This window comes from Exiguobacterium sp. s59, assembly GCF_018617475.1.
In the GTDB taxonomy this organism is placed as follows: Bacteria; Bacillota; Bacilli; order Exiguobacteriales; family Exiguobacteriaceae; genus Exiguobacterium; species Exiguobacterium aestuarii.
The window spans coordinates 374,451-399,197 of sequence record NZ_JACSKG010000004.1 but is presented as its reverse complement, the minus strand read 5'-3'; the positions used below and the strand labels follow the sequence as shown (position 1 = coordinate 399,197).

The 24,747-nt window shown below is 45.8% G+C and carries 32 protein-coding genes; 27 read left to right on the top strand and 5 right to left on the bottom strand.

Features of this window, described 5'->3' with window-relative positions; genetic code table 11:
• Positions 1–89: 89 nt before the first annotated feature.
• On the top strand, positions 90–1,052 hold the full coding sequence (locus KNO91_RS10270) for an ROK family glucokinase (RefSeq protein WP_214794653.1): 963 nt from the start codon (positions 90–92) through the stop codon (positions 1,050–1,052).
• Positions 1,053–1,278: 226 nt separating this feature from the next.
• The gene (locus tag KNO91_RS10265) at positions 1,279–3,195 is read left to right on the top strand and encodes an LTA synthase family protein (RefSeq protein WP_214794655.1); all 1,917 of its coding nucleotides are present in this window, start codon (positions 1,279–1,281) and stop codon (positions 3,193–3,195) included.
• 164 nt (positions 3,196–3,359) lie between these two features.
• On the opposite strand, the gene KNO91_RS10260 is transcribed toward KNO91_RS10265, so the two are convergent.
• Positions 3,360–3,539, bottom strand: coding sequence for a DUF2759 domain-containing protein (locus KNO91_RS10260; protein WP_074033323.1), 180 nt, complete (start codon positions 3,537–3,539; stop codon positions 3,360–3,362).
• 159 nt (positions 3,540–3,698) lie between these two features.
• Here KNO91_RS10260 and KNO91_RS10255 point away from each other — a divergent pair, with 159 nt between their 5' ends.
• A complete protein-coding gene (locus KNO91_RS10255) occupies positions 3,699–4,319 on the top strand; it encodes an MBL fold metallo-hydrolase (RefSeq protein WP_214794657.1) in 621 nt (206 codons plus the stop codon).
• A 30-nt stretch (positions 4,320–4,349) separates the two neighbouring features.
• Here KNO91_RS10255 and KNO91_RS10250 read toward each other — a convergent pair whose 3' ends face one another.
• Positions 4,350–4,613 (bottom strand): DUF2626 domain-containing protein, encoded by a 264-nt coding sequence (locus KNO91_RS10250; RefSeq protein WP_012726597.1) that lies wholly within the window; start codon positions 4,611–4,613, stop codon positions 4,350–4,352.
• Positions 4,614–4,863: 250 nt separating this feature from the next.
• Between KNO91_RS10250 and KNO91_RS10245 the strand changes: the two genes are divergently transcribed.
• From KNO91_RS10245 to gcvPB, 12 genes are all read left to right on the top strand, one after another.
• Complete coding sequence (locus tag KNO91_RS10245; RefSeq protein ID WP_074033321.1) at positions 4,864–5,250, top strand: Spx/MgsR family RNA polymerase-binding regulatory protein; 387 nt, start codon at positions 4,864–4,866, stop codon at positions 5,248–5,250.
• 58 nt (positions 5,251–5,308) lie between these two features.
• Positions 5,309–6,115, top strand: coding sequence for an ATPase, T2SS/T4P/T4SS family (locus KNO91_RS10240; RefSeq protein WP_214794659.1), 807 nt, complete (start codon positions 5,309–5,311; stop codon positions 6,113–6,115).
• Positions 6,097–7,074 carry a type II secretion system F family protein gene (locus tag KNO91_RS10235; protein ID WP_214817815.1) on the top strand — a complete coding sequence of 326 codons (978 nt, stop codon included), beginning with the start codon at positions 6,097–6,099 and terminating at the stop codon, positions 7,072–7,074. The genes KNO91_RS10240 and KNO91_RS10235 overlap by 19 nt, the downstream gene beginning before the upstream one ends.
• 14 nt (positions 7,075–7,088) lie before the next feature.
• Complete coding sequence (locus tag KNO91_RS10230; protein ID WP_214787486.1) at positions 7,089–7,391, top strand: prepilin-type N-terminal cleavage/methylation domain-containing protein; 303 nt, start codon at positions 7,089–7,091, stop codon at positions 7,389–7,391.
• Between the two features lie 414 nt (positions 7,392–7,805).
• Positions 7,806–8,042: a hypothetical protein gene (locus KNO91_RS10225; RefSeq protein WP_214794663.1), complete on the top strand. Its 237-nt coding sequence runs from the start codon at positions 7,806–7,808 to the stop codon at positions 8,040–8,042.
• Complete coding sequence (locus KNO91_RS10220; protein WP_256441829.1) at positions 7,948–8,460, top strand: prepilin-type N-terminal cleavage/methylation domain-containing protein; 513 nt, start codon at positions 7,948–7,950, stop codon at positions 8,458–8,460. The genes KNO91_RS10225 and KNO91_RS10220 overlap by 95 nt, the downstream gene beginning before the upstream one ends.
• A gap of 8 nt (positions 8,461–8,468) precedes the next feature.
• Complete coding sequence (locus KNO91_RS10215; protein ID WP_214817811.1) at positions 8,469–8,735, top strand: hypothetical protein; 267 nt, start codon at positions 8,469–8,471, stop codon at positions 8,733–8,735.
• Positions 8,728–9,216: a shikimate kinase gene (locus KNO91_RS10210; protein ID WP_214794669.1), complete on the top strand. Its 489-nt coding sequence runs from the start codon at positions 8,728–8,730 to the stop codon at positions 9,214–9,216. The genes KNO91_RS10215 and KNO91_RS10210 overlap by 8 nt, the downstream gene beginning before the upstream one ends.
• Positions 9,213–9,551, top strand: a complete 339-nt coding sequence (locus KNO91_RS10205) for a hypothetical protein (RefSeq protein ID WP_214794671.1) — start codon at positions 9,213–9,215, stop codon at positions 9,549–9,551. Before KNO91_RS10210 ends, KNO91_RS10205 begins: the two co-directional genes overlap by 4 nt.
• Before the next feature lie 148 nt (positions 9,552–9,699).
• A complete protein-coding gene (gcvT, locus tag KNO91_RS10200) occupies positions 9,700–10,776 on the top strand; it encodes a glycine cleavage system aminomethyltransferase GcvT (protein WP_214794673.1) in 1,077 nt (358 codons plus the stop codon).
• Positions 10,777–10,801: 25 nt separating this feature from the next.
• Positions 10,802–12,139 carry an aminomethyl-transferring glycine dehydrogenase subunit GcvPA gene (gene gcvPA, locus KNO91_RS10195; RefSeq protein ID WP_214817848.1) on the top strand — a complete coding sequence of 446 codons (1,338 nt, stop codon included), beginning with the start codon at positions 10,802–10,804 and terminating at the stop codon, positions 12,137–12,139.
• Positions 12,139–13,614 carry an aminomethyl-transferring glycine dehydrogenase subunit GcvPB gene (gene gcvPB / locus KNO91_RS10190; protein WP_371816659.1) on the top strand — a complete coding sequence of 492 codons (1,476 nt, stop codon included), beginning with the start codon at positions 12,139–12,141 and terminating at the stop codon, positions 13,612–13,614. The genes gcvPA and gcvPB overlap by 1 nt, the downstream gene beginning before the upstream one ends.
• 35 nt (positions 13,615–13,649) lie before the next feature.
• On the opposite strand, the gene KNO91_RS10185 is transcribed toward gcvPB, so the two are convergent.
• Positions 13,650–14,030 (bottom strand): rhodanese-like domain-containing protein, encoded by a 381-nt coding sequence (locus KNO91_RS10185; protein WP_214787500.1) that lies wholly within the window; start codon positions 14,028–14,030, stop codon positions 13,650–13,652.
• Positions 14,031–14,193: 163 nt separating this feature from the next.
• On the opposite strand from KNO91_RS10185, the gene mntR reads away from it, so the two are divergent.
• Complete coding sequence (gene mntR, locus KNO91_RS10180) at positions 14,194–14,622, top strand: transcriptional regulator MntR (RefSeq protein WP_074033309.1); 429 nt, start codon at positions 14,194–14,196, stop codon at positions 14,620–14,622.
• Between the two features lie 174 nt (positions 14,623–14,796).
• On the top strand, positions 14,797–15,324 hold the full coding sequence (gene hpt / locus KNO91_RS10175) for a hypoxanthine phosphoribosyltransferase (protein WP_214817809.1): 528 nt from the start codon (positions 14,797–14,799) through the stop codon (positions 15,322–15,324).
• 22 nt (positions 15,325–15,346) lie between these two features.
• Here hpt and KNO91_RS10170 read toward each other — a convergent pair whose 3' ends face one another.
• Together KNO91_RS10170 and KNO91_RS10165 are read right to left on the bottom strand one after the other, a co-directional pair.
• The gene (locus KNO91_RS10170) at positions 15,347–15,757 is read right to left on the bottom strand and encodes an SA1362 family protein (protein ID WP_214794677.1); all 411 of its coding nucleotides are present in this window, start codon (positions 15,755–15,757) and stop codon (positions 15,347–15,349) included.
• A gap of 14 nt (positions 15,758–15,771) precedes the next feature.
• A complete protein-coding gene (locus tag KNO91_RS10165; RefSeq protein WP_214817807.1) occupies positions 15,772–16,713 on the bottom strand; it encodes a DUF1385 domain-containing protein in 942 nt (313 codons plus the stop codon).
• 141 nt (positions 16,714–16,854) lie between these two features.
• Here KNO91_RS10165 and aroQ point away from each other — a divergent pair, with 141 nt between their 5' ends.
• The 10 genes from aroQ to KNO91_RS10115 all read left to right on the top strand — a co-directional run bounded on the left by aroQ (position 16,855) and on the right by KNO91_RS10115 (position 24,681).
• Positions 16,855–17,292, top strand: coding sequence for a type II 3-dehydroquinate dehydratase (gene aroQ, locus KNO91_RS10160; protein WP_214794679.1), 438 nt, complete (start codon positions 16,855–16,857; stop codon positions 17,290–17,292).
• Positions 17,288–18,355 (top strand): M24 family metallopeptidase, encoded by a 1,068-nt coding sequence (locus KNO91_RS10155; RefSeq protein ID WP_312846164.1) that lies wholly within the window; start codon positions 17,288–17,290, stop codon positions 18,353–18,355. The genes aroQ and KNO91_RS10155 overlap by 5 nt, the downstream gene beginning before the upstream one ends.
• 29 nt (positions 18,356–18,384) lie before the next feature.
• Complete coding sequence (efp, locus tag KNO91_RS10150) at positions 18,385–18,951, top strand: elongation factor P (protein WP_214692975.1); 567 nt, start codon at positions 18,385–18,387, stop codon at positions 18,949–18,951.
• A gap of 117 nt (positions 18,952–19,068) precedes the next feature.
• Entirely contained in the window at positions 19,069–19,518 is a 450-nt protein-coding gene (gene accB, locus KNO91_RS10145; RefSeq protein WP_214787512.1) for an acetyl-CoA carboxylase biotin carboxyl carrier protein, read from the top strand.
• 7 nt (positions 19,519–19,525) lie between these two features.
• Positions 19,526–20,869, top strand: coding sequence for an acetyl-CoA carboxylase biotin carboxylase subunit (gene accC / locus KNO91_RS10140; protein WP_214794681.1), 1,344 nt, complete (start codon positions 19,526–19,528; stop codon positions 20,867–20,869).
• A gap of 112 nt (positions 20,870–20,981) precedes the next feature.
• Entirely contained in the window at positions 20,982–21,368 is a 387-nt protein-coding gene (nusB, locus tag KNO91_RS10135; protein WP_214794683.1) for a transcription antitermination factor NusB, read from the top strand.
• Between the two features lie 63 nt (positions 21,369–21,431).
• Positions 21,432–22,268 (top strand): bifunctional methylenetetrahydrofolate dehydrogenase/methenyltetrahydrofolate cyclohydrolase FolD, encoded by an 837-nt coding sequence (gene folD, locus KNO91_RS10130; protein ID WP_214787518.1) that lies wholly within the window; start codon positions 21,432–21,434, stop codon positions 22,266–22,268.
• Complete coding sequence (gene xseA / locus KNO91_RS10125; RefSeq protein WP_214817804.1) at positions 22,261–23,607, top strand: exodeoxyribonuclease VII large subunit; 1,347 nt, start codon at positions 22,261–22,263, stop codon at positions 23,605–23,607. Before folD ends, xseA begins: the two co-directional genes overlap by 8 nt.
• Entirely contained in the window at positions 23,582–23,806 is a 225-nt protein-coding gene (gene xseB / locus KNO91_RS10120) for an exodeoxyribonuclease VII small subunit (protein WP_214787522.1), read from the top strand. The genes xseA and xseB overlap by 26 nt, the downstream gene beginning before the upstream one ends.
• A complete protein-coding gene (locus tag KNO91_RS10115) occupies positions 23,803–24,681 on the top strand; it encodes a polyprenyl synthetase family protein (RefSeq protein ID WP_214787524.1) in 879 nt (292 codons plus the stop codon). Before xseB ends, KNO91_RS10115 begins: the two co-directional genes overlap by 4 nt.
• Positions 24,682–24,747: the final 66 nt, after the last annotated feature.

Sequence of the window (24,747 nt, the reverse complement as noted above, 5' to 3'; positions counted from 1 at the left end):
AATCCCCTTAGTGCAAAGGGTTGCACTAAGGGGATAATAGTGTACACTATTCAATGAAAGCGATTTAGTTGAGATGAGGAGTGAACGGTATGAAATGGTTATTAGGAATCGACATCGGTGGTACAACGGTGAAGATGGCTGTTTTAGACATGAATGGCATCATTTCTGATAAGTGGGAAGTTAAAACGGATATTCGAGAAAACGGTGTACATATTCCAAAAGACATCGCAGCCTCATTTGAAACGTATTTAGAGACATCAGGGAAGAAAAAAGAAGATTTCGCAGGTGCAGGAATCGGGGCACCTGGATTCATTAGTTTCACAGAGGGTGTTGTCGAATATTCACCGAACATCGGGTGGAAAGATTTCGCACTCGTGAGTGAATTCGAAAAGGCGGTCGGTCTTCCGGCAGTCCTCGAAAACGATGCGAATGCTGCTGCCCTCGGTGAAATGTGGAAGGGTGCCGGAGAAGGTGCATCAGAACTACTCGCCATCACGCTCGGAACAGGCGTCGGTGGAGGCGTCATTACGAACGGGAACATCGTTCATGGTACGGCTGGAATGGCCGGAGAAATCGGTCATATTACCGTCGAGCGAGATGAGGCGAAAGCAGTGAAATGTGGTTGTGGTCGTCTAGGGTGTATCGAAACGATTGCCTCTGCGACAGGTATTTCTCGTTTAGCCCTCCAAAAACGAAAAAATCAACATACTACATTGAACGAATTGAAAGAAGTAACGGCACGTGACGTGTTTGAAGCATATAAAGCCGGAGACACGATAGCGACAGAAGTCATCGATGAGATGACAGAATACCTCGGATTGACGATTTCGAATATCGCAAACACGCTCAACCCGAAAATGATCGTCATCGGTGGTGGCGTCTCAAAAGCGGGTGCAGCATTGCTTGAACCGCTTGATGCTCAGTTCAAGCGCTTTGCGCTCGAACGTGTATATGAGTCGACGTCGTTTAAAATTGCTGAACTCGAAAATGATGCCGGTGTGATTGGATGTGCTTGGCTCGCACGCAAACACTTCCTTCCGACTCGCGTATAAAACGGACACGTCTGCACATTGCAGGCGTGTTTTCTTGTGGGAAAGGGTATGGGATATTGTAAAATTTGTAACGTCACAGTTGATTTTTTATTAAAAAAGGGGTAAGATTTGGACTTGATACTGGACGTGTACTATTCATATTGAATTGTACAACGATTGAACAAATATAAAAAAATAATGGCTAATAAAAACATGCCGAAAACTGAAAAGAGGAGGAGACCGTCAGATGAATTCATCTCAACGCTTCTCGAAGCTATCGACGAGACTGAACGATACGGTCCGCGCTTCGTTTCAAGAATATCGTCTATTTTGGATTTTTACGTTATTGCTTTGGACGAAGACGTATATCGTCTATCAATTTTTCTTTAACATTCCGATTGAAAATACCGCGCAAGCCTTTATCTTGCTGATCAGCCCGATCAGCTCGACACTATTCCTGTTTGCCTTTCATTTCTTCTTTAAAGGAAACAAACAAAAATGGGTGCTCTACACACTTTATGCGCTCGCCTCATTCATCTTGTTTGCGGATGCCGTGTACTATCGTGAATTCACGGACTATTTAACAATGCCAGTCATTATGCAACCTTCGAACATGGAGACGTTGTCGACATCGTTCACATCACTTCTTGAATGGAAAGACTTAATCATTCTTGGCGATGTATTCGTCTTACCATTTATCTTGTGGCGTATGAACATGAAAGAGAATGCCGCTTCACATAGACGCGCACTCGTCACGTTCGTTGCCGCTGTATCGGTATTCTTGTTCAACCTTTCATTGGCTGAAACAGAACGACCTGAATTGTTGACTCGTTCATTCGACCGTGAATTATTAGTGAAAAACATCGGAACATTTAACTTCCATGTATATGATGCGATGCTTCAAACGAAAACATCTGCTCAAAAAGCGATGGCTGATGAATCTGAGCTCGCAACAATCGAACAGTTCACCCGTCAAAACTATGCTGCACCGAACCCAGATTTGTTTGGTAAGTATAAAGGGAAGAACGTAATTGTTGTTTCGTTTGAATCAGCACAGAATTTCACACATAACATGAAAGCGCCGAACGGTGAATATATCACGCCAAACTTGAACAAGCTGATTGAAGAGTCTCACTATTGGCCAAACTACTACCATACAGTAGGTCAAGGGAAGACATCGGATGCGGAGTTCGCGCTCGATAACTCACTATACGGCTTACCGCGTGGTGCTGTGTACTTTACGAACGCGGATAACGAATATCAAGCACTTCCAGAGTTGATTAAAGAAGATAACTATTATTCGGCCGTATTCCATGCGAACAATAAATCGTTCTGGAACCGTGACCAAATGTATAAAAATATTGGTGTCGACCAATTCTTCGATGAGAAGAGCTACGATCTTGGAAATCCAGAAGACATGACAGAATGGGGTCTCTTAGATGATAGTTTCTTCGAACAATCGATTCCGATGCTTCAAGAATTGCCTGAGCCGTATTATGCGAAGTTCATCACATTGACGAACCACTTCCCATATACGATGCCAAGCGAAGACTATGAACTCGTACCGAAGTTCGAGACAAGTTCAACAACGTTAAACAACTTCCCACAGGCGCTTGCTTATCAAGACTATGCACTCGGTCTCTTCATCGATCAATTGAAAGAGAACGGAATGTGGGATGATACGATTTTTGTCGTATACGGTGACCATTATGGTATCTCGACGAACCACAACAATGCGATGGCAGAGTTGCTCGGTAAGGAAGAGTTGACGCCATATGACGTGGCGAAATTGCAACAAGTACCGTTCGCTGTTCACTTGCCAGGTCAAGACAAAGGTGAAGTGCATGAAACGATCGGAAGTCATGTCGACATGAAACCGACAATCCTGCATTTACTTGGAATTGACACGTCGGACACAATTGGATTCGGGAATGACTTATTCTCTGAAAACCGAAACAGCCGTGCAATCTTCCGAGATGGTACGGTCGTGACCGATGAATATGTGTGGACACAATCGACGTGTTACAATGCTACATCTGGAGAAGTAGTGGAAGACACGACACTTTGTGGCCCAATGACGGAAGAAGCAGAAAAAATCTTACAAATGAATGATGATTTGATTTACTCTGACTTGCTCCGTTTTAAAGAACAAACGAATGAATAACGTAATGACGAACCAAACCACAATGTGATTTGGTTCGTTTTTTTGGTTTTTTCTTAAACAACGTAGAATGTTTATCCTTTAGCACACTTTCATAAAATGTTGATTCGTTTTTAGGCACAAAAAAAGCGACCGAAGTCGCTTGATGATTGCTTGATGCGAATCCATTAACCTGGAATACCACCGTAGATCAACGTGGCAACACCAAAGAATCCGAATACGAGTACAGTTAAACCTGCAACTGCGAGCGGAAAGAATTGGCGTTTTTTGAATGAACGAATCATTCCCCATACAGCCACAATCGCGACGATGACAGAAATCCATCCGAACGGTTCATACAAATGCATGACGAGTTCCCCCTTTAATTATACGTCATGAAATTCATAAAAATTTCACTGAAATATCATTATTATTTTATCCGATTATTGAGGCGCTGTCGAGCAAAGGTTGACATCGATACAATTTTGCCACAATATTGTTTTGAATAAGAGAGGGGGATCAATCACATGCAAGTAAAGAAGATTACGTCTGGCTTAGCGCAAGAGAACGGATATGTTCTTGAAAAAGAAGGGACTGTCATCATCATCGATCCAGGGACGGATGACCCAAGATTTTTCGAGACAATCGATCGCCTCGGAACACCTGCGGCGATTCTGTTGACCCACGCGCATTTCGATCACATCGGGGGGATTGATTCACTCCGTGAACGCTATCAAATCCCTGTGTACGTGCATCGTCTTGAGAGCGATTGGTTGATTGATGGAGAAAAGAACGGTGCAACAGCCTTCAATCTTCCTGTACCTGCGATGAAACGGGCAGAGAAAGTATACGAAGGTGATCAGTTGGTCATCGGCGATTTCACATTCCATCTATATCACACTCCAGGTCATTCTCCTGGTAGTGTCGTATTATATTTGGCGGATGAAGGTATTGCATTTTGTGGGGACTTGATATTTAAACAATCAGTCGGTCGTACCGATTTATTCGGAGGCGATCAGGCGACGTTAATGGGATCCATTGAACGAATGAAGCACGTGATGCCGGGTGCGACGGTCCTTTACCCAGGTCACGGGCCAAAGACGACGCTTGAGGAAGAAAAGCAAACGAATCCATTCTTCAAGCAATAAAAAAGATTGTCTCCGACGAGACAATCTTTTTTACATTTGGAAGTTGCTCCAATACGTAAAGACAACGAAGAAAATTGTCAAATACGCGCCGAAGACGTATACATATGTTTTTTCAGTAAGCTTTAAGTAGCCAAGTGCAACGAAGAAAATCGTTTGTGCTAAGAAGACAAGTCCCATAACGATAAAGTCACCAGTATGTTCACTACTACTTTGGTCGCCGCCTAGTGCGCCTACGAAAGCAAGTGCCGCCACTAGCCCAGTCCAGAAGCCTAGGACACGAAACATTCTTGCCATGTTAATCCCCCCATACGTGCATTATTCCATTCTCATTCACTATTTTACCAACACATTCGAAAAAATGCTATGGAAACGTGAGAATTGAGCAAAATAATCGTGAAAAATATGTGAAATCAATACGGAAAATAAACTTGTACAAAATTTATAAAAAAGTTGTACAAAATATGTACAAACGGGGTATAAGAGATGTATAATCAACTTATACAAAATGAGCGAATTGAAAAGTTGAAATGAGGAGGAACATAAAATGGCATCAGAATTAATGTTTTACACGTACCCGAGCTGTACTTCTTGCCGGAAGACGAAAGCGTTTTTACAGGAACAAGAGCTTCAAGTGAGTGAACGTCACATTTTCAGAGATGCACCAACTGTTGACGAATTATTACAACTCCTTGCGATTAGTGAAGAAGGTGTCGATTCATTATTGGCTACGAGAAGCCAAGCTTTCAAACAACTCGACGTTGATGTGGAAGATTTGAAGTTGAGTGAGCTCCTCAAACTAATGAGCGAAAATCCGAAGTTGTTAAAACGTCCAATTTTAACGGATGGAAAAGAAGTGATTGTCGGATATGACAAAGTTTCAATTGAAACATATGCCCGTCGTCATCATGTCGTTTCGACACAAGTTTCATAATACAAGTCCACTTTAAACAAGGTGGGCTTTTTTTTATGCTTTTCTCGAGGTGAACGAGATGAAACAACTCATTGAACAACTGATGATTGTGGCTCGAGATGCAGGAGCGAGCGATCTCCATTTTATTCCGAGCGCCGATGGAGTGAAGATCCAGATCCGGTCAGATATGAAGCTGCTTGAACTGCAGTCGATGGATGTAGAGCAATACGATCGTCTCACGCTTCACATGCGATATTGGTGTTCATTGCCGGACACGAACCAACGTGTGCCGCAGTCAGGCGTGTACGAACTCGATCAGGAAGTCATCCGAGTTACATTTCTCCCTTCATTCGAACAGACATTGATGTCTTGGAGGATCCCGAATCAAGCGTTTGAGCTTCATCGGTTATTACGACCTAGAGATGTTGAGCGGTTCCAAGAAATGACTGCATCGCGCACCGGCTTGTTGTTGATTGGCGGGGCTACTGGGGCGGGCAAGACGACGATGTTGTACGCCTTATTGAATTATTTAAAGCGGGAGCGGATCGTCACGATTGAAAATCCTCCAGAACAAAAAATTGATGGAGTGATCCAACTTGAAGTGAATGCAAAAGCAGGATTGAACCATCGACAGTTGCTGAAAGAAACGTTACGTGCCGACCCTGACATCATTGTAATAGGGGAAGTGCGGACGGAAGAAGAGCTGATTGTCGCCTATGATGCTGCTCTCAGTGGGCACTTGACGATTACTACGTTTCACACTGCGACAATTCAAGATGGGGAGAAGCGGATCGAACAATTGCTCGGGAAAACATCTGTGAAAAGGCATTGGTGTGTACTTACGCGTGATCAGGAGGTGACTTGTGAATGGGCAACGCTTCAGTAAATCCACCAATTCAATTGATTCACCGTTTTCTACGTCTCCAGTCTCGAGGTGTTTCGTTAAAAGCCACAATGGAAACGCTCGAATATCATGAAAAAGGAAGTAGGAAAATTGATGTGCAACAGATGAGGGCGCGTCTTGAAACGGGCACAAGTTTAGCAGACGTATTCTCGCAAATCATCACGAATCGACAAATGCAAGAAATATTGATGACAGCCGAACGGAATGGCCGATTTATGGATGGGTTATCTCAAGTCGTTTTAGTTTTGGAAATGCGAATGCGATTGAAGGAGGAATTGAAGCGACTCATTCGATATCCTTTGATCATTTTCTTTATCCTCCTCGGTCTTGGAATGGTTTATGCGTTGTATATTTTTCCGAAACTGATGGGTATGGTCGATGTCTCCACGTATGATGGAGCAGGTTCGCTTTTACTATCGAAGTGGTTCTTTCCAGCGCTATTCTCTATTTTCGTGATCCTAGGTATCATCGTTTACGTGTTATATCGACAAGGTGTTGAGCTACCGTTTTACATATGGAACCGTGGTAAGACACTCTATTTAACGTATGTATTTGTCAGTGAGTTGTCGTTGCTCCAACAAACTGAGACGAACATTAGGCAAATCATCAGTCGGCTCGCCAATGAGAGAGGGGAGATGGCTGAAATGGCAAATCGGATTCACAATCGCTTATCTGACGGGGAAGGGATTGAAATGGCGGTCAAAAGTGAACGGTTTATCGACCATGAAGTGGTCAGTTTGTTAGGGGTGGGATCGATGAGCGGGGAACTTGGTGAATTGATGTCGCTCCATCGAGAGCTCGTATTTGAAGAGATGGAGCAGTATAGTCGCCGATTGATTGAAAAGGTAGAACCGGCACTATATGGGGTGCTCAGTGTGATGGTCGCCACTTTATTCTATACGCTCTACTTACCGGTAAAACTCATTATGGCTCAATTATGAAAGGGGACATTTATATGAAGGAAGAACAAGGATTCACTCTCGTTGAGATGGCTGCAGTCTTACTCATTATCTCGATTTTACTATTATTGCTCGTCCCAACGCTGACAGAAGGAAAGTCACGTGCAGACCAGGTGAGTTGTGAGGGGAGTGTACGCATCGTGGAGTCAGAAATCAATTTACACTATGCCGAACATAAATCGTATCCCGCCACATTAGAAGTGATTGAGCGTGCCTCTTCATCAGATCCGCTCGTTTATAGTTGTCAATCGTCAGCCTACCTGTATTCTCCACTCGATGGTTCACTTAAAAAACAATGAAAGGCTATACGTTAGTTGAGATGGCGTGGGTCCTTGTGATCATCTCGTTCTTACTACTAATCAGTAGTCCTGTTGTAAAGCCTTTTGAGCGACTAGAACTATATGATTTTACGGATACGTTAGTGACAAATATTCAAGAAGCGGGGCAATATCCATATATATCGGAAAACGGAAGTTGTGTGCCGAAATTAATTTGGGTGTCGAAACAACAAAGATACTTGATCATGTGTGGAATGACTTTAGTGCGGAGGGTGGACGTACCGAAAGGGATCGATGTATATCTTCCGACTAATAATACAATCACCTTCTCTCAGGCCACGGCTTCCTATGCAGGGCAGTGGAAATTTGTAAGTGGAAAAACATCCGTACTTTTAAAATTTCGGCTCGGAACATATGAACCGGAGGTGATCATCCATGAAGGTGGATGAGACAGGATTTTCATTATGGGAGGTGAGTGTGAGCCTAGCGGTCGTGATGGGCTGGGTACTCATTCTGACATCGTTTGTCACAGAAGGGAATAATCAAGTCGCAAGGTTGCGTGATACCTTGTTTATCTATGAACGATTACAAGGAGAGGTGCTGCTTGAAGCCACTGAACCAACTGGGCGTGAAGAAGTGTGTGAAAAGGGTTTTTGCTTACCGACGCTTTGATTCGGGGTTTACTATGATAGAAATGACTGTAGTGTTATTGATTCTCCCCATCTTTTTATTATTGTTAGTCGAACTGCTTGCGCTCGGTCAACACCTTTACGAACAACCGAAATGGGATCACCATACGACCCCTCAACTCATTGTGCGTCGTTTGCAGAACAGCAAAAATTGTCGCGTCGATGCAGGACGATTGAGAGGTGATTTTCTTAAAACTGATGAAGAAATATGGTCATGGACGATTAAACAATTGAATGGAAACCTAGTCATGGTTGGAGACGAAGGAGGGAACTTGTTATTTTTAAGAGGAATCGATCAGTATCGCGTCGAAACGGTCGGTATAGGGTTTCGTATCTCTTGGACCGATTCGTCTTTCGAGAGGGAGCGGTACGTCATGTGTATGAACGAGGATTCTTTCTAATCACCACTTTGACAATCGTCGTATGGTTACTTGGTGCCGCACTATTTTGGTATACTGATGTAGAACGAACGACGAGACGAATCTCGGATGAAATTCTAGCCATACGTTTTGAATCCCATTTGTTATTGGCGAAAGAACGCTGTGGCAATCAACCAGTAACACTTAACAAACCGACGGGCACTGTGACGTGTCGTCCGATTGCACCGAATCGAGCGGAAGTGGAGATGGTGTTAAAATCTGGTGAACGTCATAGAGAGGTGATTGCTTATGAATAAGAAACCGTTTTATATCGTGGGATTTATGGGTACAGGTAAGTCTACCTTATTCACTTTTATTAGAGAATTTGGTGAAGTCGTGGACCTTGACCGGGAAATCGAAACCATAGTTGGAACCGATATCGCTACATATTTTGACCGATATGGGGAGTCGGCGTTCCGTGATGCGGAAACAAAAGTGCTTCAGGGGATAGATGTTGACTTTGTTCTCACGGGTGGTGGTATTGTCGAGCGCTCTGAAAACATACGTTGGATGCGCGAACATGGCAAAATCATTCATTTAGATTTACCATTTGAGGAATGTTGGGCACGGATTAAAGATTCTAATCGGCCGCTTGTTAGAAAAGGGGAGTCGGAAGTTCGAGCGTTATACAATCGACGGGTCACGCTTTATCAAGAAGCGGATGAGAAGGTTGATGCGTCCCAAGCACCTCGTTGTATTGCAGAACAGATTATCCGAATGAAGGAGGGGAAAGCATGATTTGGATTAACCTTGCAATTCTTGTACTGTCCATTATCGGACTTGCCGTATATGGCTATTTGTTATTCAAAAAACAGCTGAAGCCGACGTTTGGGAGATTGAATCGATTAACGGAACGATTCAAGATTCGTGCCGACGTCATTAACCAACAAGTCACTGAAATCAAAGAGCATGTGGATGCAGTCAATCGATCAATCACTCAAATCAAAGATTTCGGCATCAAGGCGAAAGATGAATCAATTGAGTTGAAACAGGCTGCAGTTGGGCTGACACATGAAATTAAACGGACAGCGGGAATCGAACGCTCTGACGTTTCCACAGAGACAAAAATATGAAATAATGAGGATGAAAACGTTTTCGTTTTTCATCCTTTTTCTTTTTCGCTTTTTTCACTATGCAGAAAGAATAAAACTTGTTAAAGTGGAATGGAAAACGAAAGATTTCAAAAACAAAAGCATTTTATGTTCGGGATTGGGGGATATTATGGAAAAGGTTACTTTGAAACGTACGCCTTTGTTCGATTTGATTGAACCGAAGGCGAAGATGGTTGATTTTGCGGGATTCGAAATGCCGATTATGTTCTCTTCGATTAAAGAAGAACATCAGGCTGTACGTCAAAACGTGGGGATGTTTGATGTATCTCACATGGGAGAAATTCGGATTGAAGGCCCGAATGCTTTAGAACAAGTGCAGAATCTTGTGACGAATGACGTATCAAAGATTAAAGTTGGTCAAGCTCAGTACAATCTTCTCTGTCTTGAAAATGGTGGCGTAGTGGATGACCTACTAGTCTATCGGTTAGATGAAGATGCTTATTGGCTCGTCGTCAATGCCTCGAATATCGAAAAAGATGAGGCGCACATCCGTAAATTTGTCTCTGGTGACGTCACCGTGACGAATGAATCTGACGAATACGGTCAAATTGCCATTCAAGGTCCAAATGCGGAAACTGTTCTACAATCCATTACGAATGTGGCGCTTGACGAAATCGGCTTCTTTAAATTCATGAACGGAGATGTGGCGGGCGTAGCTTCAATCATCTCGCGTAGCGGTTATACAGGAGAAGACGGATTTGAAATCTATGCGCGGGCAGAAGGCATCTCGGCAATCTGGGAAGCGCTTGAAGAAAAAGGTGTCACACCTTGTGGATTAGGTTCACGAGATACGCTTCGATTTGAAGCTTGCCTCCCGCTTTATGGACATGAACTAGATGAAACAGTCACTCCATTCGAAGCGAACCTTAATTTTGCGGTTAAATTAGACACTGACTTTATTGGAAAAGAAGCGCTCGCCCAACAAAAAGAAAATATCCCGAACCGGATGGTGGGCTTGAAATTACTTGGTCGTGGAATTGCACGTCAAGGAGCACAAGTTGAAATTGATGGGAATGTGGTTGGTGTCGTTACTACTGGTACGATGCCTCCGACGGTGAACGAGTCGATTGCATGGGCGCGTGTTGATGCACGCTATAAAGATGAAGAGCAATTTGTCATCGACATCCGCGGCAAAAAGATTGAAGCCGAGCGCGTACCGACACCTTTCTATAAACGATCGAAATGAAACAGGGGGATTCAGAATGAACAGAATGGAATTTCGTTATTTACCGATGACCGAACAAGATGAGCGAGACATGCTACAAACGATTGGAGTCGATTCTATCGAAGGTTTGCTTGCGGATATCCCAGAGTCGCTTCGTGAAAAAGCGTCACTTGCAGCAATCGGCTCGCCACTTCCGGAAGTCGATCTCGTTCGTCATATGACGAAATTAGCGGACAAAAACAAGCACACGAAATCTTACCCAAGTTTCCTTGGAGCAGGGATGTATGATCATCTCTCACCGACCGTGATGAACCATATGCTTTTACGTTCTGAATTCTATACGGCGTATACGCCATATCAACCTGAAATCTCACAAGGTGAGCTTCAGGCGATGTTCGAGTTCCAAACGATGATTTGTGAGTTGACTGGAATGGACGTCGCAAACTCGTCGATGTATGACGGAATCACGGCTCTTGCTGAAGCAACTTATTTAGCGAGTGCACAGACGAAGAAAAAACGTGTTGTCGTTTCCGGGGCGGTGCATCCTGAAGCGAAAGATGTCATTCGCACGTATGCGGATGGACCTGGACTTTCTGTCGAGTATACAAATGTAACAGACGGGGTAACGGATGTGTCGGACCTCGATTTGACAGATGCATCGTGTCTCGTCGTACAATATCCGAACTTTTATGGTCGCATTGAAGACTTGGAGCAATTGGCGAAGCAAGCACATGATGCAGGTGCGCTCTTCGTTGTCTCAAGTAACCCGCTTGCGCTAGGCATTTTGGAATCGCCGGGTGCCCTTGGAGCGGACATTACGGTTGGAGATGCTCAACCTTTCGGGATTCCACAAAGTTTTGGTGGACCGTCTTGTGGATATTTCGCAGTGAAAAAGTCGTTGATGCGTAAACTACCTGGTCGACTTGTTGGACAGACAGTCGATGAAGATGGGAAACGTGGGTTCGTTTTAACGCTTCAAGCACGTGAACAACATATCCGTCGTGATAAAGCGACATCAAACATCTGTTCGAACCAAGCACTTAACGCGCTGGCGGCTTCCATCACGATGTCTGCTTTAGGGAAATACGGAATTCGTGATATGGCCGTTCGAAATATTCAAACTGCCCATTATATGAAAGAGGCCTTAAAGACGGCAGGATTCAAAATCGTTGATGAAGGTCCGATGTTTAATGAATTCGTTGTCGATTTTGCTCGCGATGCAGAAGAAGTATCACGTCACTTGCTTGAACATGGAATGATTGGTGGCCTTCCGCTTGGGGCATATGAAGCGGAGCGTCAGTCACAGATGCTAGTATGTGCGACGGAGTTGCGTACAAAAGAAGAGATTGATCAGTTTGTCGAAGTGGTCGGGGGGATGAAATGATGCAACACGAACAAACACTTATTTTTGAAGTATCACGTGAAGGACGAACAGGATATAACTTACCGACGCCAACCGTTCCGGAAGTAGACCTCGAGTCATTACTACCAGCGACGATGATTCGGAAAGAAGTGGCTGAACTTCCTGAAGTGTCTGAACTCGATGTCGTTCGCCATTACACGGCGCTCTCTACTCGAAACCATGGGGTAGATTCAGGGTTTTATCCACTCGGTTCTTGTACGATGAAATATAACCCGAAAGTGAACGAGGATATGGCGCGTCTTCCGGGATTTGCGCATATTCATCCACTGCAACCGGTCGAGACGATTCAAGGTGCACTTGAATTGATGGTCGACTTACAAGAACAACTTGCCGAAATCACGGGTATGGACGAAGTGACATTGCAACCTGCGGCAGGAGCACATGGGGAATGGACGGGCCTCATGTTGATCAAAGCATTCCACGAACGGAATGGCGATACGGCTCGTACGAAAGTACTCGTTCCAGACTCGGCACACGGAACGAATCCGGCTTCTGCCGTTGTCGCTGGATTTGAGACGGTAACAGTCAAGTCAGATGAGCGTGGTCTTGTTGACTTGGATGATTTGAAAGCGAAAGTTGGCGCGGATACGGCTGCCCTCATGCTGACGAACCCGAACACACTCGGTTTATTCGAGGCGGATATCCTCGAGATTTCTAAAGTGGTTCACGAAGCTGGCGGAAAGCTCTATTATGACGGCGCGAACTCAAACGCGATTCTTGGAATCGCACGTCCTGGAGACATGGGCTTTGACGTCGTTCACTTGAACCTGCATAAGACGTTCACTGGTCCTCACGGTGGTGGTGGTCCGGGTTCAGGTCCGGTTGGCGTGAAACGTGATTTGATTCCGTTCTTGCCGACACCAATCGTCACGAAGACTGATGAAGGATTTGGCTTGGACTACGATCGACCACTCTCGATTGGTCGAATTAAGCCGTTCTATGGAAACTTTGGGATCAATGTTCGAGCATACAGCTACATTAAGACGATGGGCGCAGAAGGTTTGACACGCGTATCTCGTGAAGCCGTGCTCAATGCGAACTATATGTTTGCCCGATTGAAAGATGCCTTCGATGTGCCATACGATACGTATTGCAAACATGAATTTGTCTTGTCAGGCAAACGACAAAAGGCACTTGGTGTTCGCACGCTTGATATCGCGAAGCGCCTGCTCGACTTTGGTTACCACCCACCAACAATTTACTTCCCGTTGAATGTGGAAGAATGTATCATGGTTGAACCGACTGAAACCGAATCGAAAGAAACGCTTGATGCGTTCTGCGATGCGATGCTTCAGATTGCGAAAGAAGCGGAAGAAAATCCAGAAATCGTACAGACGGCTCCACATACGACGGTCGTTAAACGCATGGATGAGACGCTTGCTGCTCGTAAACCAGTCTTAAAATATGAACGTCGTGAGGCGTCATCAGTGAAATAAAAAGAGCGGGTCGATTTGAATCGACCCGCCATTTTTTATGCTTTTTTAATCTTGCCTTTCCAGTTCTTGAAGCCGCCATCAAGCATATAGATATTATTGTATCCGTTCTTCATGAGAAGTTTTGCAGCCTGGTTAGAGCGTGAACTTCCTTGGCAGTAGATCAAGATTGGTTGGTCTTTACGTAATTCTTTCATGCGCATCTTCAATTGACCGACCGGGATGTTTCGTGCACCGACGATGTGACCACCCTTATATTCATTCGGTTCACGTACGTCAATCAATTGTCCTTTGCGGAGTGAAGCGCGGAATTCTTCTTGTTTCATTTTTTTCAACCCGCGAGCTGGCATGAAGCGCCATACGATGTAGGCGATCAAGGCAACCCATAGGAGGATGACGAGGATTGTTTCAATTCCCATAGATGTTCTTCCCTTCTCTTTCAAAGTTACCATATCTCATTATAATGAATTTAAGGTCACGAGACAATGATTGACTGACTGAATCGGAGCTATCCCTTTCGATTTCAGGTTAGTTAGGATAAAATATAAAGTGGAAACCGGAACATTAGGGGAGGTCGTGCCCATGCCGACACCGAGTATGGAAGATTATTTAGAACGCATTTATTTACTCATGTCAGAAAAAGGATACGCACGTGTTTCTGACATCGCTGAACATTTAGGGGTTCATCCCTCCTCAGTCACCAAAATGGTTCAAAAATTGGACCGTGAAGAATATCTCGTGTATGAAAAATATCGAGGTCTCATGCTTACGAAAAAAGGTCAAAAAGTAGGAAAACGATTAGTCGAGCGCCATGCGATGCTCGAGTCTTTTTTACGTCTGATTGGAGTCGACGAAGCAGATGTATACGAAGATGTCGAAGGGATCGAGCATCATCTCAGTTCAAACACGCTCGATTGTATGACGCAGTTTGTGGAATTTTTTGAAGACAAGCCAGAACTGATGGATCAATTCAGAGAATTTCGTGAACAAGAGCGAGCTGCGGAAGAATAACATACTAAAAAAACGTCAATGTAAACGATTGACGTTTTTTTATAGGGTATATCCACCTTAAATACGAACGAAAATAACATTTTATTGTGTAATGTATAACTTTTTACATAAAATATGATAAGATAAATCGTGGATTCAGGAAATAGGGGGTGACGGCGAACATTCGCCGAACTGATGGATATTCAAATTAAAGGTAAGCTGTTTGATGAACAGCAAATTCGAGATCGGGTACAAGAATTAGCAGAAGAAATTGAGAAAGATGCAAATGGGACTCCTATTGTCATCGTTGCAGTTTTAAAAGGGTCAATGGTGTTTGCTTCTGATTTAATGCGTTATATGAAAGGAAGTGTACAGCTCGACACGGTCGCGACGTCTTCATATGGGAAAAAGACTGTTTCGAGTGGCAGTGTACAACTTCGTAAAGACCTTGACTTGGATGTGGAAGGGAAATATGTTGTCATCATAGAAGACATCATCGATACAGGGCAGACATTGAAGTTCTTATGCAAGCATATGGAGCTTCATCAACCAAAACAAATAAAAATCTGTACGCTCCTCGATAAACCGGCACGCCGTCTCGTACAATTGGACGCAGATTATGTCGGCTTTGAAATCCCTGATGAGTTTGTTATCGGGTATGGGATCGACTATGCGGAACAGTATCGTAACTTACCATACATCGGGTATGTGGAGACAACATAAAAGGAGCGCCGCGGCGCTCCTTTTACATGTTTGCTTTCTTTTTCTTCTTCCCTTTTTTCCCCTCGATTACCGTAAGGTGTGGGGGATTGCTCCGATGTACGTTCGAGCGTTTCGACAACTTCGTGACGTTCGAACCCGGTTTTCTATTCTTCTTATTCTTTGTGGCCGCAGATGGTTTAACTTGAGGACCACGGTTACCTTGCATCCGTTTTTTAGAGGCTTGTGCGGTTTTACGATAGCGCATGTCCTCTGGGGACATACGACGCCCGATGAAAACGCGATAGATCACATAAAAGACTAACCCGAATATCCCGATGAACAATAATTGTCTAAATAAGCGACCTGGATCGGTGGCAAGCATATGCCCGACCCCTATGAAGCCTAGGATAAACACGATTGTTGCAGCGATCGAACCTACTCTTTGTCTGATCATGGTGCTTCCTCCTCTTATCCCTCTCTATGAATGACCGATTCTCCTAACTCTTTACGTTCCCATGTCTCAAATGCTTCGATTGCGACTTGGATCTGTTCATCGCTTGGTTCCCGAGTTGTCAATAACTGGAGAGACAGACCTGGCTTGCCTAGGAAAGACAGAAAGCGATGTTCACGGAAACGATTGGTGAATTGAAGGACTTCAAATGAGATTCCGATGACGACAGGTAAGAGCGCGATTCGGCTGACGAGTCGTAGCCAAAGTGGATCGATTGGGACGATCATATACACGCCAATCCCGACAAAGACGGTGAACAAAATAAAGCTCGACCCGCAACGGTAATGAAGACGTGAGCTTTGACGAACTTGTTCGACCGTGATTGGACGTCCGGACTCATAACAGTTGATGACCTTGTGTTCAGCTCCGTGATATTGGAAGACGCGCTTGATGAGTGGCGTCAACGAAATCAAATAGAGGTAACTGAGCAACAATACTAATTTTATTCCCCCTTCAAGGAGGTTTTGAACCACGTGTCCAGAAAATAACGGCACATCTCGAAACATTGCGGCAAGAAGTGCTGGAGTCACGTTGAAAATCAACTTGCCGAAGACGTAAGAGATCACACCGATGATTGCAATGAAGGCGATCATCCAGATGCTCTGCTTCTGTTCCTCGTTTGTGCTGACATCTTCACTCGGGTCGACATCATATCGGTCGCTTGCAAAGTTCATATGCGCCGATCCGTTCTTTAGTGATTCATAAAGCGCGACAATCCCTCTGAGAAACGGTACTTTTTTTAATGATTGGACCCATGGGACGAGGATTCGCGCTTGTTCGAACGTTTCGATGGAACCGTCTTTTCGCCGAATGGCGGATGCGCTCTCGGAGCGGCCTTGGAACATGACGCCTTCCACGAGTGCCTGTCCTCCGACAGGAATGGTTGGTTTAGAATTCATTCACTTTCCTCGATTCTTACAGAGTTGTACTTGAATTATACCGTGTTTTATCAAAAAAACGAAAGTGCGGAAGGCTCGATTCACGTTCTTTCGAGAAATTTGTTACAATAGATAAGACTTGACGAACGAGGGGGAAGAAGATTGCGGATTTTAGTATTGAATGGACCGAATTTAAATTTACTCGGTCGCCGTGAGCCGGACGTGTATGGGGACGTGTCGTTAAAAGGCTTAGCTGCCGAATTGATGCTCGCTGCACCGGAAGAAGTCGAACTTACGTTCAAACAATCGAATCACGAGGGAGAATTGATTGACGCGTTACATGATGCCTATGAGTATGAAGGTGTCATTTTAAATGCGGGTGCTTATACGCACACATCGATCGCGATTCGAGATGCCATATCCGCCATCGCTGCCCCGGTCGTTGAAGTACATATCTCGAACGTGCATGCCCGAGAGGCGTTTCGCCACGAGTCGAAACTCGCAGGCGTATGTTTAGGTGTCATTACCGGGTTTGGGCTCACCAGCTACACGTTGGCACTGCATGCACTAATCGAACATTGGAGGAATCGACATGATTGAACGCGTAAACAAACTGCAAGCACAGTTAGAGGCAAACGAGATTGACGCATTGCTCGTTACAAAACGTGAGAATATTCGTTATTTATCTGGTTTCACCGGATCAAGCGGTGTCATCGTCATCACGGCGAAATCGGCAAGCTTCATCACAGATTTCCGTTACACGGAACAAGCGAACGATCAAGTAAACGGATTCGACATCATCGAACTCGATACATCACTCATTAAATCGGTGGCAGATGTAGTGACGCGTGAGTCAATCACACGACTTGGGATCGAACAGGACGCGATGACGGTCGGTCAATATCGCACGTATGAAAAAGAAGTGGATGCAAATCTTGTCGAGACATCTGGAATCGTGGAAAAACTGCGCTTGATTAAGGATGAATCAGAGATTAAGATTATGAAGGAAGCTGCGGCAATCGCTGATGCGGCATACGCACATATCCAGACGTTCATCCGTCCTGGTCGCACTGAAAGAGAAGTCGCGAACGAACTTGAAATGTTCATGCGCTCTAAAGGTGCTGATTCATCATCGTTCGATATGATTGTCGCCTCTGGTCTTCGCTCGGCACTTCCGCACGGAGTTGCGAGCGATAAAGTCATCGAATCAGGTGAACTTGTCACACTCGATTTTGGTGCATACTACAAAGGGTACTGCTCAGATATTACGCGTACTCTCGCAGTCGGTCCGATCTCGGACGAGTTGCGTCAAATTTATGATACAGTCCTTCGTGCCCAACTTGCTGGTGTCGAAGGGACACGCGCTGGCATTACAGGGATTGAAGCTGATGCATTGACGCGAGACATCATCAAAGAAGCGGGATATGGCGAATACTTCGGTCACTCGACGGGTCATGGTCTCGGTATGGAAGTGCATGAGGCGCCAGGTTTATCTTTCCGCTCGGAAACTGTACTCGAACCTGGAATGGTCGTCACGATTGAGCCGGGTATTTACATCAACGGTGTCGGCGGTTGCCGAATTGAGGACGATGTCGTCATTACGGAAGACGGATGCTACCGTCTGACGCAGTCGCCAAAAGAATTAATTACGATCGAGGCTTGAGTCTCGTCTGAATTTAGGAGGAAATCAACATGGTATCAGTTAACGATTTAAAAACAGGATTGACAGTCAAAACGTCTGACGGTTCGATTTGGCAAGTCATCGAATTCCAACATGTAAAACCAGGTAAAGGTGCGGCATTCGTACGTACGAAAATGCGTAACTTGCGCAACGGAGCGATTCAAGAGACGACGTTCCGTGGTGGAGAGAAAATCGAACGTGCGCATATCGAACGTAAGCGTATGCAATACCTCTATCCAATGGGTGACACGTATGTCTTCATGGATAATGAATCGTACGAGCAACTTGAGTTGACGAGCGAACAAGTGAAAGCAGCGCTTCCTTACTTGCTCGAAAACATGGAAGTTAGCATCGCAGACTACAATGGCGAGATTCTTGGAATCGAGCTTCCGACAAGCGTCGTGTTAACAATTATCGAAGCAGACCCGGGCGTCAAAGGGGACACAGCATCGAACGTGAAGAAAAACGCGACAGTCGAAACAGGACATGTCATTCAAGTACCACTTTTCATCGAACCAGGTGAAAAAGTGACAGTCGATACACGTACTGGAGAATTCATGGGTCGTTACAACGGTTAATCAGACAGAGTGTTCATTCGAATGAATGAGCGCTCTTTTTTTCTCGTTGCATTCATTGGTCTGACCAGTTATAGTGAAGAGGAGATTAGTACCAGGTATAAACAGGGGGTAAGAAAGATGCAAATCGATCAAATTAAAGAGCTCATTCAACTGTTGGACCAGTCTTCGGTCCATGAAATGGAGCTTGAAACATCTGATTTCAAACTGTCATTAAAGAAAGAAGCGCAAGCGGTCATGAGCGCGCCAGTGATGCAGACACAAGCAATCGCACCACCTGCGCCTGCTCCTCAAGTAGAAGAAAACACAGAACAATCGGCGCCAGAAAAAGCGTCTTATCGTACAATCACGTCTCCGATGGTCGGAACATTTTACTCACGTCCAGCTCCGGATAAGGAAGCCTTCGTCAACGTAGGTGATCGAGTGGAGTCGGGGCAAATCGTCTGTATTTTAGAGGCGATGAAACTGTTTAACGATGTGGAAGCGGAAATCAGTGGCGAAATCGTCGAAGTGCTCGTCGCCGATGGCGATCTCGTCGAATTCGGTCAACCGCTCTTCAGCGTGAAGTGAGGTCGTTATGAAATTATTAATCGCTAACCGCGGAGAAATCGCGGTTCGGATCATACGTGCAGCAAAAGAATTGAATATTCCGACGGTCGCCGTCTTTTCGGAAGCAGATCGTGAAGCGTTACATGTCCATTTGGCTGATGAGGCGTACTGTATCGGACCAAACCCATCAAAAGACTCGTATTTGAATATTCCAAACATCTTATCGGTCGCCTGCGCCGTAGACGCGACGATGGTGCATCCGGGATATGGCTTTTTAGCTGAAAACGCAGAATTTGCCGAGATGTGTGAGGCGTGTGGCATCCAATTCGTCGGTCCAAGTAGCTATGCCATTCGTAAAATGGGAATCAAAGACGAGGCGAAACGAACGATGATTGAGTCAGGTGTCCCGGTCGTCCCAGGTTCTAGCGGTGTCGTCACAGATGAAGAGGCAGTCGAACTCGCACGCGAGATGGGCTATCCGGTCATCATTAAGGCGACGGCAGGTGGCGGTGGACGCGGTATTCGTGTCGCCCGCGACGAAGATGAACTTATTCAAGGTTTGATTGCGACGCGCAAAGAGGCGAAGCAGGCGTTCGGTAACGGAGACGTCTATCTTGAGAAATTTATCGAGTCGTTCCGTCACGTTGAAGTGCAGGTCCTCGCTGACCAATTCGGGAACGTGATTCATCTAGGGGAACGCGACTGCACAATTCAACGACGTATGCAAAAACTCGTTGAAGAGGCACCGTCACCTGCGATTGACGAAACTACTCGTCGATTGATGGGAGATGCGGCCGTCAAGGCGGCGAAAGCGATTCAATATTCTGGAGCAGGGACAATCGAGTTCATCTACGTTCCGGAATCGAATGAATTTTATTTCATGGAAATGAATACGCGGATTCAAGTCGAGCACCCCGTCACGGAGATGATCACCGGCTTTGATCTCGTGCAAGCACAACTCGAGGTGGCGCTCGGACATCCGCTCGCCATCTCACAAGAAGACATCACCTTCTCCGGGCATTCGATTGAATGCCGAATTAACGCCGAAGATCCATTCATGGATTTCCGTCCAATGGCGGGGAAAATCGATCAGTATATCGTTCCCGGCGGTATGGGTGTTCGGGTGGATAGCGGTCTCTATGCAGGAGCGATGATTCCTCCGTTTTATGACTCGATGGTCGCCAAGTTGATTGTGCACGCACCGACGCGTGACGAGGCGATTTTGAAGATGTTGCGCGCTTTGGACGAGTTTACGGTTTCAGGAATCAAAACGACGATTCCGTTCCATCAGCAAGTCATGGCACACGAGCAGTTCCGAATCGGCACATTCGACACGAAATTTGTCGAAAAAGAAATGTCATTGGCGAAATAACAACAACCAGGAAGCCCGAACATTATTTCGGCTTCCTGGTTTTTTGTACTGAATTTATGAGTGCTTTATGCTAAACTATCACAATGAAAGCATGTAAAAGGAGAGTAACTGAATGAAACGTCATGAAGCACGAGAGAAAGCGATTCAAACGCTTTTTCAAATCGAAGTATCTAAATTAGAGGTAGACGAAGCAATCGAGTTTGCGTTGGACGGTGAAGAGTCGGATCCGTTTTACGAACAACTCGTCACAGGAACGCTAGAGCATCAAGAGGATATCGACGCCTTACTCGTCGATAACTTGAAAAACTGGCGCTTGGATCGTCTAGGAAATGTGGAACGCACGATTTTACGAATGGCGACGTTCGAATTGTTGTATGTCGAAACGATTCCGGAGAACGTTACCATCAACGAGGCAGTCGAACTCGCGAAAGCGTTCGGAGACGAAGAAGCCGGTAAGCTCGTGAATGGCGTACTCGGCAACATCATTAAAGAAGACTAAAAAATAGAGATAAGACACCAGACCAACTACAGAAAAACCTAAAGACAACGGGGGATGAGAGAGATGGCAGTAGTGATCGACGGGAAACAAGTGGCAGCATCATATCGAGAAACGTTAAAAGAGCGTGTGACAGAACTTCGCGCACGCGGCATCGTACCGAAATTGAAAGTAGTATTGATTGGGGATGACCCTGCAAGTCATAGCTATGTACGCGGGAAAGAACGGGCGGCACAGGAAATCGGGATTGATTCACAAGTGCTCCGTTTTGATGAAACGATTAGCGAGAAAGAATTACTCGACTTGATTGACTTGATGAATGAGGATGAGGAAGTTCACGGGATTCTCGTGCAACTCCCACTACCAAAACAGATCGACGAATCACGAGTCATCATGCGCATTTCTCCTGAAAAGGATGTAGACGGGTTCCACCCGGAGAACGTCGGGAAGATGATGCTCGGTCTGGACACATTGCTGCCATGTACACCTCACGGCATCTTGCATCTCGCAAAGACACAAACTGAGATCGCTGGGAAGCATGTTGTCGTTGTCGGGCGCAGTCAAATCGTAGGAAAACCAGTTGGCATGCTGTTCTTGAATGAATCCGCTACGGTCACGTATTGTCACTCGAAAACAGATGACCTAGGAGCCATGACTCGACAAGCTGACATTTTAATTGTCGCGGTTGGACGTGCAGGGCTTGTAACAGCGGACATGGTCAAACCTGGAGCGCTCGTCATCGACGTCGGCGTCAATCGTGTCGAAGGGCGTCTCGTTGGTGACGTCGATTATGAGGCTGTAAAAGAAAAGGCGAGTGCGATTACGCCGGTTCCTGGCGGTGTCGGTCCGATGACCATCACGATGCTCATGCATAACACGGTCGAGGTAGCGTCACGTGGCTAATCCACTTCCGGTCTCCGAAGTTGTCCGATATGTGAAACGGCAACTCGATGATGATGTATTGCTTCGACAAGTCGCGGTCATCGGTGAGATTTCAAATTTCAAACGCTATTCCTCCGGACACTGTTATTTCACCTTGAAAGATGATGTGTCTCGGATGAAAGCCGTGATGTTTTCTCGAGATGCGAAACAACTTCAGTTCGAACCGAAAGACGGGATGAAGGTCATCGCTGTCTCGAGAGTGACGATGTATGAAGCGACCGGGGATGTACAACTGTACGTTGAACTGATGCGCCAAGATGGCATCGGCTTGTTATATGAACGGTATGAAGCTAGAAAACGTGAACTTGAGGAAAAAGGTTGGTTTGATGCAGAACAGAAACAACCCCTTCCGACGTTTCCGGAGCGCATTGGAATTGTCACATCTCCAAAAGGTGCAGCGCTACATGATATCGCGACCACGCTTCGGCGTCGGGCGCCCCATGTTGCCATCACATTTGCCCCTGTAGCCGTACAAGGTGAGATGGCTGCCCCGCAAGTGGCTTCTGCCATTCGCTGGATGAATGAACGGACCGACTGTGATGTGCTGATCGTCGGTCGCGGTGGTGGCTCGATTGAAGAATTGTGGGCGTTTAATGAAGATGTCGTGATAGATGCCATCTATGCATCGACGATCCCAATCATTTCTGCTGTCGGGCACGAGACAGACTATACACTTTCTGATTTTGTCGCAGATGTTCGGGCTGCTACCCCAACAGCGGCGGCAGAACTCGCTACAGCGATGATCGACGCACAGCGGAAAGATGTAGAACGTTTGGATAATCATCTGCACAAAGCCGTCAGAATTCAACTCGATGATTCACGGACTCGTGTAGAACGTATGATTAACAGTTATGGGTTGAAATCACCACGATATACGATTTCTCAGAAACGAGAGCGGTTTGCCCAGTCAGAAATACGGCTCGAGCAAGGAATGAAACGACACCTCACCGAAGCCACGCATCAACTCCGTCAGTTATCACAACAGCTTGATGTGAAGCGGTTCTCAAAAGAATTGTCTAAGCAAGGTGAGCAGGTCAATCAAATGGTCGATCGACTCCGTCGGACAAAACCGATAGAACAGTCAAAGCAACAATTTGCACAACAGGTTGGAAGATTGCATGCGGTCAGCCCGCTCGCCGTCTTATCACGAGGCTATACGTTTATCGAACAAAACGGGGCATACGTGCAAAATGTGAAAGAATTACGCGATGGGAACATCTCGATTCGTTTTCGGGACGGTCATGCTGTCGCTGAAGTGAAGGAGAGGATTGTTGGTGACGAAACAAGAACAGACGTTTGAAGCAGCGCTTGAACGACTTGAACAGATTGTCGCGCAACTCGAAACCGGTGATGTGCCGCTAGAAGAAGCGATGACTTTATATGAAGAAGGTGTCCGGTTATCTGCTTTGTGCCAGACAAAACTCTCGGCCGCTGAAAAGAAGATGGACGAAATTCTAGAGCTAGATGGCACCCTGCGTGAAAAAGGAGGGTCCTCATGAACCGAACGGATGACTTGAACAAGTGGAAGCGAACTGTCGAAGAATCGATGCGTTTGCTCATTGAGGCGAGTGATATGCCAACGCGGCTTCGCGATGCGATGTCATATTCCTTAGAAGCGGGCGGGAAACGAATTCGTCCTGCACTCGTCTATGCTGTTCTTGAAACATACGGTGTACCACTCGAACGAGGGAATGAGGTTGCGGCGGCACTCGAAATGGTCCATACATATTCGCTGATTCATGACGATTTACCGGCGATGGATGATGATGACCTTCGCCGAGGTCGTCCGACGAATCACCGACAGTTTGATGAGGCGACTGCAATTTTAGCGGGTGACGCGCTTCTGACAGATGCGTTTCGTATTCTCGCACACATGTCGCTCCCTGCCGTAGAAAAAGTTAAAATCATCGAGGCTTTCGGTCTAGCAGCCGGTAGCTCAGGTATGGTCGGCGGTCAGCTGGACGATATGCTCGCTGAAAAGCGAAATGACGTCACGTTACAGGAACTTCAATCCATTCATGAGCGGAAGACCGGAGCCCTTCTTGTCTATGCACTTGAAGCGGGTGGGATCCTTGCCGGCGTATCGGAAGAAGATCGGTCCCAATTAAAACAGTTCGGTCGTCACCTCGGCATTGCGTTTCAGATTCAAGACGATATTTTGGATGTCGTCGGAGATGAACAGACAATCGGGAAACGTGTCGGTTCGGATGAAGAGAATGAAAAAACGACATATCCGAAATTACTCGGATTGGACGGAGCGAAGCGTGCGCTCGATGCAGAAGTTGAGGCGGCGACCTTTGCAATCGAGTCGCTCTCAACTCCAGCTCCCCTGTTATTGGACTTGTTGGCGTTTGTAGTGAAACGAAATCATTGACCTCTGGTGACACGATGAGCACATCGTGTCACCTTTGTTTTGGGGAATGTGTGGCATCTACCGTCA